Annotated in this window: 12 protein-coding genes; 7 read left to right on the forward strand and 5 right to left on the reverse strand. The window is 64.5% G+C overall.

Going from position 1 to position 12,322, the window contains the following annotated elements; translation table 11 throughout:
* The first annotated feature begins 84 nt into the window (after nt 1–84).
* Together GWG67_RS23525 and GWG67_RS23530 are read left to right on the forward strand one after the other, a co-directional pair.
* Nucleotides 85–1,650, forward strand: coding sequence for an alkaline phosphatase (locus tag GWG67_RS23525; protein ID WP_275171733.1), 1,566 nt, complete (start codon nt 85–87; stop codon nt 1,648–1,650).
* A 145-nt stretch (nt 1,651–1,795) separates the two neighbouring features.
* Nucleotides 1,796–2,614 carry an aldo/keto reductase gene (locus GWG67_RS23530; RefSeq protein WP_275171735.1) on the forward strand — a complete coding sequence of 273 codons (819 nt, stop codon included), beginning with the start codon at nt 1,796–1,798 and terminating at the stop codon, nt 2,612–2,614.
* 69 nt (nt 2,615–2,683) lie between these two features.
* Here GWG67_RS23530 and GWG67_RS23535 read toward each other — a convergent pair whose 3' ends face one another.
* Nucleotides 2,684–2,911, reverse strand: a complete 228-nt coding sequence (locus GWG67_RS23535) for a hypothetical protein (RefSeq protein WP_275171737.1) — start codon at nt 2,909–2,911, stop codon at nt 2,684–2,686.
* Between the two features lie 95 nt (nt 2,912–3,006).
* Nucleotides 3,007–3,459 (reverse strand): hypothetical protein, encoded by a 453-nt coding sequence (locus GWG67_RS23540; protein WP_275171739.1) that lies wholly within the window; start codon nt 3,457–3,459, stop codon nt 3,007–3,009.
* A 158-nt stretch (nt 3,460–3,617) separates the two neighbouring features.
* Between GWG67_RS23540 and GWG67_RS23545 the strand changes: the two genes are divergently transcribed.
* Entirely contained in the window at nt 3,618–3,890 is a 273-nt protein-coding gene (locus GWG67_RS23545) for a helix-turn-helix domain-containing protein (RefSeq protein ID WP_275171740.1), read from the forward strand.
* Nucleotides 3,891–3,894: 4 nt separating this feature from the next.
* On the opposite strand, the gene GWG67_RS23550 is transcribed toward GWG67_RS23545, so the two are convergent.
* Together GWG67_RS23550 and GWG67_RS23555 are read right to left on the reverse strand one after the other, a co-directional pair.
* Nucleotides 3,895–5,127, reverse strand: coding sequence for a PLP-dependent aminotransferase family protein (locus tag GWG67_RS23550; RefSeq protein WP_275171741.1), 1,233 nt, complete (start codon nt 5,125–5,127; stop codon nt 3,895–3,897).
* Between the two features lie 70 nt (nt 5,128–5,197).
* Nucleotides 5,198–5,725, reverse strand: a complete 528-nt coding sequence (locus GWG67_RS23555) for a DUF3124 domain-containing protein (protein ID WP_275171742.1) — start codon at nt 5,723–5,725, stop codon at nt 5,198–5,200.
* Between the two features lie 67 nt (nt 5,726–5,792).
* Here GWG67_RS23555 and GWG67_RS23560 point away from each other — a divergent pair, with 67 nt between their 5' ends.
* The 4 genes from GWG67_RS23560 to GWG67_RS23575 all read left to right on the forward strand — a co-directional run bounded on the left by GWG67_RS23560 (nt 5,793) and on the right by GWG67_RS23575 (nt 11,242).
* Complete coding sequence (locus GWG67_RS23560; protein WP_275171743.1) at nt 5,793–7,520, forward strand: cation:proton antiporter; 1,728 nt, start codon at nt 5,793–5,795, stop codon at nt 7,518–7,520.
* 175 nt (nt 7,521–7,695) lie between these two features.
* Nucleotides 7,696–8,772 carry a 3,4-dihydroxy-2-butanone-4-phosphate synthase gene (gene ribB, locus GWG67_RS23565; protein ID WP_007594722.1) on the forward strand — a complete coding sequence of 359 codons (1,077 nt, stop codon included), beginning with the start codon at nt 7,696–7,698 and terminating at the stop codon, nt 8,770–8,772.
* Between the two features lie 157 nt (nt 8,773–8,929).
* On the forward strand, nt 8,930–10,144 hold the full coding sequence (locus GWG67_RS23570; protein WP_275171744.1) for an acyl-CoA dehydrogenase: 1,215 nt from the start codon (nt 8,930–8,932) through the stop codon (nt 10,142–10,144).
* 177 nt (nt 10,145–10,321) lie between these two features.
* Nucleotides 10,322–11,242, forward strand: coding sequence for an MBL fold metallo-hydrolase (locus tag GWG67_RS23575; protein ID WP_275171745.1), 921 nt, complete (start codon nt 10,322–10,324; stop codon nt 11,240–11,242).
* Nucleotides 11,243–11,358: 116 nt separating this feature from the next.
* On the opposite strand, the gene GWG67_RS23580 is transcribed toward GWG67_RS23575, so the two are convergent.
* Nucleotides 11,359–12,213 (reverse strand): DUF1499 domain-containing protein, encoded by an 855-nt coding sequence (locus tag GWG67_RS23580; protein ID WP_275171746.1) that lies wholly within the window; start codon nt 12,211–12,213, stop codon nt 11,359–11,361.
* Nucleotides 12,214–12,322: the final 109 nt, after the last annotated feature.

Genomic DNA, 12,322 nt, shown 5'->3' on the forward strand with positions numbered 1-12,322 from the left:
CCGTAGGCCCGCGGTCAAGAAACCGTAAGCCGGGGGTCAAACGACGCAGGCACCTTCCGTCGCGATTCGACGAAGGTTTCCTGAATGGTAGCGCTCCGCGCCTCGCGCGCCTGGACCCGGCGGCAATTCCTGGTCCGTTCCACCTCGAGCCTCGCCGTCGCCGCGCTCGCAACGCCACATCTCAGCCGTGCCGCGGATCGTCCGCAGATCGCAGGCGGCATCCAGTCCGGCGACGTCTCGGATGGCTCCGCCGTGATCTGGGCGCGCGCCGACCGGCCCGCGCGGATGCAGGTGGATTATTCGACCGTGGAAAGCTTCAAGACCGTCATTGCGTCGGCTTCGCGCGATGCGTCGCCCGATGCCGACTTCACCTCAAAACTGCTGCTGGAAGATCTGCCGCCCGGGCAGGACATCTTCTATCGTGTGCGCTTCGACGACATCGCGACCGGCATCGCCGGCGAAAGCCGCATCGGCCATTTCCGCACTGCGCCGGCTGCCGGCCGGTCGATCTCGTTCCTGTGGTCCGGCGATACCGCGGGGCAGGGCTGGGGCATTGACACATGCCGCGGCGGCTACCGCAGCTATCGCACCATGCTCGAAAATAGCCCGGACTTCTTCATCCACTCCGGCGACCACATCTATGCCGACTGCACGATTCCCTCCGAGCAGACGCTGCCGAACGGCGAGATCTGGCGCAATGTCGTGACCGAGGAGAAATCCGAGGTCGCGCACACGCTGGCGCAGTTCCGCGGCAATTACAAATACAACCATCTGGACGAGCACTTCCGCGCCTTCCATGCCGAAGTGCCGATGTTTGCCCAATGGGACGACCACGAGGTCACCAACGATTGGTCGCCGTCCGGCAGCTATGACGGGGCCGGCCATGAGGATGACGGCACCCCGCGCCTGGTCTCGCGCGCCCGCCGCGCCTTCTTCGACTCCATGCCCATCCGCGACATCGGCGCGCGAAAGGGGCGGGTCTATCGCAAGATCGCTTATGGTCCGCTGCTCGACGTGTTCATGATCGACATGCGCAGCTATCGCGACGATAGCTGGAACAAGGGCGACGATGACCGCGGCTGGATCCTCGGTGCCGAACAGCTCGCCTGGCTGAAGCGTGAGCTCGCGGCCTCGCGCGCGACCTGGAAGGTGATCGCGGCCGACTTGCCGATCGGCCTGGTCAGCCTCGATGCGGTTGCGCTGGGTGATGGGCCGCCCAACCGGCGTGAGCACGAGTTCGCCGATCTTCTCGCCTCCATCAAGCGCGCCGGACTCCGCAACATCGTCTGGCTCACCGCCGACATGCACTACACCGCCGCGCACTATTACGATCCGAACAGGGCGCAATTCCAAGACTTCGAACCGTTCTGGGAGTTCGTCTCGGGGCCCTTGCATGCCGGCACCTGGGGGCCGGGCGAGCTCGACAACACCTTTGGTCCGGTCGCGATATACCAGAACGGATGCAGTGAAGCGCAGGGCGAGAATTTGGCCCCCTGTTTCGGACTCCAGTTCTTCGGCAAGGTCGACATTGAAGGCCGAACCGGCGTGATGACAGTGACGCTGAAGGACGTCGACAACCGGGACCTCTGGTCGGTCGATATCGTGCCGCAACCGCAGGTGCGTCCAGCCGTGGTGGCGCAGCATTCGTAGGTCGCTAACCCGATCTTGATTGGCCGCCGTGCACCTGCCGCGCTATGCTGTCCATTCCCGCCACCTCTTTTCCATCCCCGAAGAGTCTGCTCACGCAGCATCGCTGCTGGCCTCCGGCGGGCTGAACGACGTCAGGAGCCTTTTCATGGATACTCTCAAGACACAGGGCATCAGCATGCCCAAGCTCGGCCTCGGGACCTTCCGCATGCAGGGCGATGCCTGCCGCGCGGCGGTCGAGAGCGCGCTCTCGATCGGCTATCGCCATATCGACACCGCCGAGATGTACGGCAACGAAGAATCGATCGGCGCGGCGCTCGCCGCGGCCCGGCTGCCGCGCGGCGAGCTGCACGTCACGACAAAAGTCTGGCACGAGAACCTCAGCCCCGACGCCATCCGCCGCGCCTTCGACACCAGCCTGAACAAGCTGCGGCTCGACCATGTTGACCTCTATCTCGTGCACTGGCCGTCCAGGGCCGCGAACTGGGGTGCGGTGTTCGAGACCTTGATGACGCTGAAGGAGGAGGGGCGCACGCGGGCGATCGGCGTTGCCAACTTCACCACGGCGCTGCTCAAGATCGCGGTCGAGGACATCAAGGCGCCGATCGCCTGCAATCAGATCGAATATCACGCCATGCTCGATCAATCGAAGGTGCTGGCCTATCTCAACGCCAAGTCGATCCCGCTGGTCGCCTATTGCCCGCTGGCACAGGGGCGCGTCGCCTCCGATCCGGTGCTGGCCGAGATCGGCGCCAAACACAATGCAAGCGCCGCGCAGGTCGCGCTGAAATGGCTGCTCGACCAAGACGGTGTCGCCGCGATCCCGAAAGCCTCACGCCGCGAGAGCCAGCAGGCCAATCTCGACGCGCTGAAGATCACGCTCGACGATGCCGACCGCAACAAGATCGCCGCGCTGCCGAAGGACAGGCGCTGCGTCAATCCCGGCTTTGCGCCGGCATGGGACTGACCTCGCCGACCGTTTCGTACACGCAAAGAAATGGCCCCGTGAGGGGCCATTTCCGTATTGCGTTGCGCATTAGTCCCAATGATGGCGGTGACCACGCTTGATCACGACGACTCGGTCGCGATGGCGCCAGCCGCGATGCCAGCCGTGATCGCGATGCATGCCGTATTCGGCGCGGGCGCCGTACGCGCCGTGATGATGACCTCCGCGCTTGATCACCACCGTCTCCGCGCTGGCGAGCGTCGGCAATGCAACCGCGAGCGCGCCGACAGCGGCAAGCACATAACCAAACTTCTTCATGATGTCCTCCTCCAATGGAATGCAAATCTAAACGGCGCATTCGCGTGAACGTTCCGGAGGAATCGCAGAGAATTCTGAACGCCTGTTCAGGTGGGTTAATCGCAGCGCTGTTGTGCGGGTGTTGGCGCGCCTGTCGCGACGTATTTGCCGTCCCTGATCGTGTACTCGCCGCGCTCACTGCGATTGTAGATTGCGCGCAAGCTGCCTTGCTTCGAGAGTAGCAGACCGAACTCGCGCGTCTGCTGCAGCAAGGGGAAGTACACCATCACATCGAGCAGGCCGTCGGCGTTAACCGTCGCGGATACGACTTCGTTCTCGTCCTTGGCCTCGCCGAAATTGCGCCGGTACATCACCCTTCCGTCCTTCCGGATCTCGTAAGTCAAGAGCGCGCCCTTGTCGCGGTCCGGCCGGACCGCGCAGTCGACCGCCCATGAGCCGAGCAGGCCCCATTGCTCGATGGTCGCCGCAAGCGACTCGGCACCGGCCGCGGGCGTGAAAGCAACCCACAGCACTGCTGCCGCGATCCAGCGGCTCAAACAACGCCTCATGTCCTGAAAAGCCCCACCTCCAAATAATTCCGAAGTGTAGCATCCTGCGCGCGATCGTCCACGCTGACCGCCATTCGCGCGCGAATTTGATCCGCGTCAATGAGGCCGGCCACTTCCGGGGTAGGATGGCGCTCCCGAAGGCGAAATTGGATAGACCGATGCTGAATCAAGTCAGGGATTTCGCAGGCGAGGTGCTGCCGGGGAGCTGTGCCGTGCCGCCTTATTCCGAGACCGCGTTTCTGACCGAGCTGGGCGACCGCTTGAAGTCCTCGCGCATGCGCTGCGACCTGTCGCGGCGGGAGCTTGCCCGCCGCTCCGGCATATCCGAGCGCTACATCGCCCAGATCGAGGCCGGCAAGGGCAATGTCTCGATCGTGCTGCTGCTGCGGCTGGCCTCCGCGATTCACGGCAGCCAGCCCCAGATCGTCTGAAGGCTCAGGCTCGCTTCTCCACATTGGCACTGCGGGCCGGCACACCGAACTCCTTGCGGCAGATCTCGGCCAGCACGGCGATGCCCTCGCGGATCTGCTGATGTGAGGGGCTCGCAAAGCACAGCCGCAGGCGCGATCTGGAATGGTTTTTGTCAGTCGACCATTCCGGCCCCGGATTGATCGAGACGCCGGCGGCAAGCGCGGCCTGGTACAGCTTCAGCGTATCCACCTGATCGGGCAGTTTCACCCACAGGAAGATGCCGCCCTTGGGCTCCTCGAACTCGGCAGTCGTCCCGAACTGCTCGTTGAGAGCTTCCATCAGCGTGTCGAGCTTGGTGCGCAGTGCCTTCGTCAGCGCCGGCACGTGGGTGGAAAAATGCGGCTTGCAATAGGCGGCGAGCACCATCTGCTCCAGCGCGCCCGAGCCAGCGTCCGTCTTCAGCGCCAGCATCCGCGACATCACATCCCATGGCGCGACGATGAAGCCGACGCGCAGCGCGGGCGCGATCGACTTCGAGAACGAGCCGATATGGATCACGCCGCCGTTCGGGCTCATCGCATGGATCGCCGGCGGCCGCTGTCCTGACCAGACCAGATCGGCATAGCAATCGTCCTCGAATACAGGCACGCCGTAGTCTGCCGACAGCCGCAACAGCTCGGTGCGGCGACCCTCCGGCATGATGCTGCCGGTTGGGTTCTGCACTGTCGGAATGGTGTAGATGTATTTCGGCCGGATGCCGCGGCCCTTCAGGTCGGCCAGCGTGGTGGCCAGCACGTCCATGCGCATGCCGTCCTTGTCGAGCGGGATGCCGACCACGTTGACGCCGAGCCGTGCCAGGCGGGTGAGCGAGCCCTGATAGCTATCCTGCTCGAAGATCACGGTATCGCCGCGCGTCAGCAGCGTGGCGTTGACGAGGTCGAGCGCCTGCAGCGAGCCGGAGACGATCAGGAGATCGTCGACCGTGCAGTTGATGCCGGCATCGCGCTTCAGTTTCGTCACCAGGAATTCGCGCAGGGGCAGATAGCCCTGGGGACCATGTGCCAGCCCGTAGGTGGCGAGCGAGCGGCCTTCGCGTTGCAGAGCCAGGTTGGCCGCCTCGATCAGATGATCGAGCGGCACCTGCTCGGAGTCGTTGTTGCCGCCGACAAAACTGTATTTGGCGAGGCCCGTCCAGCGCGCAGAAGGGGCCGGCAGCCCTGCGGGAAACAGGGGCGCAAAATCGAAGCTGGACGTCATGGGAGTGTTCCTCGTTCTATTCTTTCTTGTCAGGGCTGCCGACTTTGCGCCGGTCAGTCGTATTTCTTGCTTATTTCTTGCCGACCGTCCGAGTCGGACGGCCCTGGCTGATGAAAGCGTAATGCGCATTGGCGACGCCGCCAACCATCAAGGCCTCGACAGCAGGCTCTGCAATCTCGCTTGCTGCGGCCCAATCGACGAGGAAATTGGCTCCGGTCCCGCCGCGTACGTCGTCGGTCGGAATGAAGATCGAGACGGTGGCGAGGGGCTTCAATGCGACGGGTGCCTTCAGATAGCTCTCGACTTGCTTGCCCGCGGTATCGAAATAGGCGATGCGCTTGACCACCAGCGGCTGGGTCTCGGAGGCGTTGTGCACGCTCAAGGTCACCGAGAAGTCGACGCGCAGCTTGCCCTGGCTCATCGCGACGCTGGAATAAGCGGGCACGTAGAACCCACCGGAGACGGCGAGTTCTTCCTTCGGCAGCGCGGTGAGGGAATCGGCAAAGCTTTGTTCGATATTGACCTTGGATTGAGCGGCTGCGGGGATGACGGAGGCGAGGGGGCATAGCAGCATTGCAATGGCGAGCCCGATCCGCATGTGACGAATTGCTCGCTTGCCGCGCCGCACTCGATCACTAGGGTGCGGCAAAACGGACCAATCTGGCATGCACGAGCTCATTCGCGACATCACTCTCTGTATCCTGTTCGCCTGGATGCTGGGCCTGCTTGCCCACTTCTCCAGGCAACCGCTGATCCTGGCCTATCTTATCGCCGGCTTCTGCATAGGTCCATTTGGCGCCGGCTGGGTCAAGTCGCAGGAATCGATCAGCGTCATTTCCGAGCTCGGCCTGATCTTCATGCTGTTCATGATCGGCCTGGAGATCGACCTGAAGAAGATCGTGCGGGCGGGAAAGGTCATCCTGTTCGCCGCGGGCGGCCAGCTCCTCGGCGGCTGCTTGCTCGGGGTGCTATTCTTCGCCGGCATCGGCCTGTCGCTCGGGGGCGGACAGTTTGATGCGGTTTACCTCTGTGTCGCCTGCGCGCTGTCGAGCACCGTGATCATCGTCAAGGTGCTCTACGAGAAGCGCGAGCTCGACACGCTGCCGGGCCGCATCACCCTCGGCGTGCTGGTGCTCCAGGACATCTTCGCGATCCTGTTCCTGGCCGTGCAGCCGAGCCTTGCCAATCTGGAAATCAGCGTCATCCTGCTCTCGATCGGCCGCGTCGCGGTGCTGGTCGCCGCCGCGCTGCTGGTGAGCCGCTACGTGCTGCCGCGCCTGTTTCACCAGATCGCCCGCCGCCCCGAGCTGATCCTGCTCGGCGCGCTCGCCTGGTGCTTCCTGGTCGCCGAGACCGCCGAGCGGCTGTCGCTGTCGCGCGAGATGGGCGCCCTGATCGCCGGCGTCTCGCTCTCGACCTTTCCCTACGCGCTCGACGTTACGGCCAAGGTCACCACGCTTCGCGATTTCTTCATCACGCTGTTCTTCGTTGCGCTCGGCATGACCATTCCCGTGCCCGGCCTCTCCGTAATCGGGCTTGCTCTGATGATCGCGGCGTTCACGGTGGTGAGCCGCCTCGTCACCACCTTCGCGCCGCTCTATCTGATGAAACAGGGCCTGCGCGCCAGCCTGTTGCCGGCACTTAACCTGGCGCAGATCTCCGAGTTCTCGCTGGTGGTGATCCAGACCGGCGTCGCCGCCCACCACATCGCGGCCGAGACGGCGAATGCGGCCTCCTTCGCCTTCGTGGTGCTGGCGGTGCTCTCGACCTTCGTGATGACCCGCAGCGACGAGATCACCCGCTGGGCGATCGGCCCCCTGAAGCGGATCGGCCTGCGCGATCTCGACCACGGCAATGGCCATGGTGAGGAAGGGCACGAAGGCCATGGCGAGGCCCGCCGCATCGTCATCCTCGGCTTTTTCCGCGCGGCTAGCGCGCTGCTCGCCGAGATCGAACGGCAGGCACCGGTGCTGCTCGAGCAGATCACCGTGATCGACTTCAATCCCAATGTGTACCAGACGCTGCTATCGCGCGGCCTGCACGTGATCTATGGCGATATCAGCAGCGCCGACACGCTGCTCCATGCCGGCGTCAGCAAGTCCGAGATGATCATCCTCAGCGTACCGGATGCGCTTCTGAAGGGGGCCAGCAACGAGAAGCTGGTCCGCCACGTCCGCACCCTCAACCCGACCGCCATGATCATTGCCACGGCCGATCTGTTGTCGGATGTGGATGAACTCTACGCGGCTGGCGCCAGCTATGTCACCGTGACCCGGCTCAGCGACGCCCATGAGCTGTTCACGGTGATCGAGGCCGCCCAGGCTGGCCTGTTGGCCGACAAGCGTGCCGAGCTCGATCAGCGGCTCGGCGAACGGCGCGAAGTGCTGCCCTGACCGCGCCCGGCCGGCTTCTCGCCGGGCTTCTCCGCGCCCATATCGCTGGTATGCCCGGTGCAAGTCGCCCCCCGGGGCAGGGCTGCGGTCCGGCATATGTGGTTGCGCCGGGGACACTAGCGCCCCGGCCCAAGTCCGGCTAAGCCTCCGGGCCATAACCGTTAGAGATTGGGAAATGCCCGATAACGTCCAGGAAGTCTTGCAGGCCTTTGCCCGGGGTGAGCTCGTGGTCGTCACCGACGACGATGACCGCGAGGGCGAGGGCGATCTGATCGTCGCCGCCTCGTTCTGCACCGCCGAGAAGATGGCGTTCATCATCCGCCACACCTCCGGCATCGTTTGCGCGCCGATCACCACCGAAGATGCGCGCCGCCTGCGGCTCGACCCGATGGTGGCCCACAACGATTCCGCGCACACCACCGCATTCACGGTCTCGATCGACTACAAGCCCGACGGCGGCACTGGCATCTCGGCCGAAGAGCGCGCCTCGTGCTGCCGCGCGCTGTCCAATCCCAACGCCGGTGCCAACGACTTCGCCCGTCCCGGTCACATCTTCCCGCTGATCGCCAAGGACGGCGGCGTGCTGCTGCGCTCCGGCCATACCGAGGCCGCGGTCGATCTGTGCAAGCTCTCCGGCCTGCCGCCGGTCGGCGTCATCAGCGAGTTGATGAACGACGACGGCAGCGTGATGAAGGGCGAGCAGGTCGCCCGCTTCGCCGCCCAGCACAAGCTCAAGCACGTCACCATCGCCGACATGATCGCCTACCGCCAGGTGCGCGAGAAGCTGATCGAGCGGGTCTCGACCTTCGTCACCGAGAGCCCGATCGGGCCGCTGCAGGGCTATGCCTACCGCTCGCCGTTCGATTCCATCGCCCACGTTGCCTTCGTCTACAACGGCGTCGGCGACGGCAAGAACGTCCTGACGCGCTTCCACAAGCCGAACATCGTCAAGGACATCTTCACCGGCCACAAACGCATGGCGGCGGTGCTCGAGCACTTCAAGAAATCCGGCCGTGGCGTTCTGGTCTATCTGCGCGACGGTGCTGCCGGTGTCCCCGTGGCGCCGCTGCCCGATGAGAGCGCGACCGAGGCCGACCGCAACCGCCAGTGGCGCGAAGTCGGTGTCGGTGCACAGATCCTGCGCGATCTCGGCGTCACCTCGATCCGGCATCTCACGTCCTCGGTGCACGACTACAAGGGCCTTTCGGGTTTCGGCATCGAGATCGTCGCCAACGAACAGCTCGAAAGCTAGCGCTGTCATCCCGGGGTGCGCGAAGCGCATCCCCCGAGGTGCGCCTCGCCGGCCCCGGGATTCACGCAGACCCATACATCTGCAACGCAATTGCACTTGTTGCCGCGGCGCTTTACTTTGTCGGGCAAATTGACGGAACCAGACGAAAGGACGTTTCATGACCGCGCGCCCTCAGGCCAAGGACAAGCCGACTTCGGCTTCTTTCCAGTGGGACGATCCGTTCCTGCTCGACGAGCAGCTCACTGAAGACGAGCGCATGGTGCGCGACACCGCGCGCGCCTACGCCCAGGACAAGCTGCTGCCGCGCGTCGCCAAGGCCTATCTCGAAGAGAAGACGGATCGCGAGATATTCAACGAGATGGGCGAACTCGGCCTGATCGGCATCACGTTGCCGGAGGAATATGGCTGCGCCAATGCAGGCTATGTCGCCTATGGTCTCGTAGCGCGCGAAATCGAACGGGTCGATTCCGGCTACCGCTCGATGAACTCGGTGCAGTCCTCGCTGGTGATGTATCCGATCTACGCCTACGGCGACGAGAACCAGCGCAAGAAGTACCTGCCGAAGCTCGCCAGCGGTGAGTGGGTCGGCTGCTTCGGGCTGACCGAGCCTGACGCCGGCTCCGATCCGGCCGGCATGAAAACCCGCGCCGAGAAGGTTTCGGACGGCTATCGGCTGACCGGCAGCAAGATGTGGATATCTAACGCGCCGATCGCCGACGTGTTCGTGGTCTGGGCCAAGTCGGCCGCGCACGACAACCAGATCCGCGGCTTCGTGCTGGAGAAGGGCATGAAGGGCCTGTCGGCACCGAAGATCGGCGGCAAGCTGTCGCTTCGCGCCTCCATCACCGGCGAGGTCGTGATGGACGGCGTCGTGGTCCCGGAAGACGCGCTGCTGCCCAACGTCTCCGGCCTCAAGGGCCCGTTCGGCTGCCTCAACCGCGCCCGCTACGGCATTTCCTGGGGCGTGCTCGGCGCGGCTGAGGACTGCATGCACCGCGCCCGCCAATACACGCTCGACCGCAAGCAGTTCGGCAAGCCGCTCGCTGCGACCCAGCTCGTGCAGAAGAAGCTCGCGGACATGCAGACCGAGATCGCGCTGGGCCTTCAGGGCTCGCTGCGCGTCGGCCGCCTGATGGACGAGGGCAAGTTCGCGCCAGAGATGATCTCGATCATGAAGCGCAACAATTGCGGCAAGGCGCTCGACATCGCCCGCGTCGCGCGCGACATGCACGGCGGCAACGGCATCTCGATCGAATATCACGTGATGCGCCACGTCCATAATCTCGAGACCGTCAACACCTACGAGGGCACCCACGACGTCCACGCCCTGATCCTGGGCCGCGCGATCACGGGCATTCAGGCGTTTTTCTGAGCAAACCGCCTGAATGGGCGATGCGGCTGAACTCTCGAATTGCGTCATGGCCGGGCAGAAGCGCGAAGCGCGTCTTCGCGCTAGACGTCCCGGCCATCCACGTCTTAGACCACGCGAAGAACGTGGATGCCCGGCACAAGGCCGGGCATGACGAAGTCAGCAAGGTATGAGCAAGCCATGTCCGACAACGACGACGTCCCGTTCAACCGCGACTTTCCGCTGAAGCCCGGCGTCGTCGAGCAAGTCCGTCCCGGCGTACGGCGGGTGCTCTGCAACAATCCGAGTCCGTTCACTTTCACCGGTACGGTCAGCTACATCGTGGGCCGCGGCAACGTCGCGATCATCGATCCCGGTCCGGACGACGAGGCGCATGCAGCGGCGCTGCTCGATGCCGTCAGCGGCGAGACGGTGAGCCATATCTTCGTCACCCACACCCACCGCGACCATTCGCCGAACACCGCGCGGATCAAGCGGGCGACCGGCGCGCCAGTTTACGCCGAAGGCCCGCACCGCGCCTCGCGCCCGCGTTTCGAGAGCGAGAAGCACAACCCGGAATCCGGCGCCGACCGCGACTTCGCGCCCGATATCAGGATCGCCCACGGCGACGTGGTCGAAGGAGACGGCTGGCGGCTCGAGGCCGTGGCGACACCTGGCCATACCGCCAATCACCTCGCGTTTTCCTGGCCCGAGCGGAAATTCAACTTCGTCGGCGATCACGTGATGGGGTGGTCGACTTCGATCGTGGCGCCGCCGGACGGCTCGATGATCGACTACATGGAATCGCTGGATCGTCTCGCCGCGCGCGAAGAGGATGTGTATTTCTCCGGCCACGGCCCTGAAATTCCGGACGGTCCGCGCTTCGTGCGTTTTCTGATCCGTCACCGCAAGGCGCGCGAGGCCTCCATCCTGCACCGCCTTGCCAAGGGCGAGACCGACATCCCGACCATGGTCCGGGCGATCTATATCGGCATCGATCCGAGGCTCACCACTGCGGCGGGCTATTCCGTGCTGGCGCATCTGGAAGACCTGGTCGCCCGCGGCGTGGTGGCGACCGACGGCGATCCCGTGATCGGCGGGACGTATCGGATGGCGAGCTAGTCTCTCGTCATTCCGGGGGGCGTGTTAGCGCGAACCCGGAATCCATTTATATGCGGATGCTGCGGCCCGATGGATTCCGGGCTCGCCGCTTCGCGTCGCCCCGGAATGACAGAATCCTACTTCTTCACCGTCTTTGCCGGCGCCTTCGGCGGTGTCACCGGCGTCTTCTTCACCGGCTTGAGTGCGTCGGCATCGGCGGCGGTGTTGAGATCGTCGATGAATTTCTTCACACGCGCGGCGTTGCTGCCGAGGTCGCTCTCGAAATAGCGCGAGGCGGATCGGATATCGACGCGGGAATCCTCGCCGTCAGGCACGACCCGGATCGCGATGTCCTCGCGAAACCCCATGATCGGCGAGCGCGCCACCGCCTCGATGCGACCGATGCGGCGCGGCGGCTGCGGCGCGCGCTCGTCGATCACCAGCCATTTGCGCTTGTTGACGAGCTGAAGCGCGATCGCATAGGCGCGGTCGACCGAGATCTCGAGCTCGATCGGCTCGATATCAGGATAGAATTGACGCTGCTGCTCGGCCGAATAGAGGCCGGCATACACCGCGGTGTTGGCACCATCGCCGGTGCGCAGGCGGGCCAGTGCGTCGAAGCGCGGCGGGTCGATCGGGTCGGTGGTGATGTCGTGGATCGCCGGCAGCTTGCGGTATTGCAGGCCGAGATAGGCCGGGTAGGCGAGGATCGCGCCGTCGATCAGGAACGCAAGCAGGATGCGCGCCATGCCGCGCGAGCCGTTCTGCCAGATCGCGGCAAAGCCGGCGAGCCCGAACAGGATCGAGAGCGCCGCAATCCCAAGCCCGCCGAAGAAGGTCGCGAGTGCCGGCTTCATCTCCAGGAAGCCGAACCGGAGGATGATGATCGAGACCACCACCGCCACCACGGAGAACACGGCCAGATTGCGCGCCCAGCTCGCGAGGCTGGACACGGGCTCCGACTGATAGGGAGCGGAAAACCTGCGGGCCATCGGGTAAGCTCTGCCGGAGTCTTGGGGACGGTGCCGGCCGATCTGGCACGACTATGGGCCGTTGAGACCACGGCCCCGAGGCAAATTCAAGGGTTCCCGGGATGTTACG

It is taken from the genome of Bradyrhizobium sp. CSS354 (assembly GCF_029051725.1).
In the GTDB taxonomy this organism is placed as follows: Bacteria; Pseudomonadota; Alphaproteobacteria; order Rhizobiales; family Xanthobacteraceae; genus Bradyrhizobium.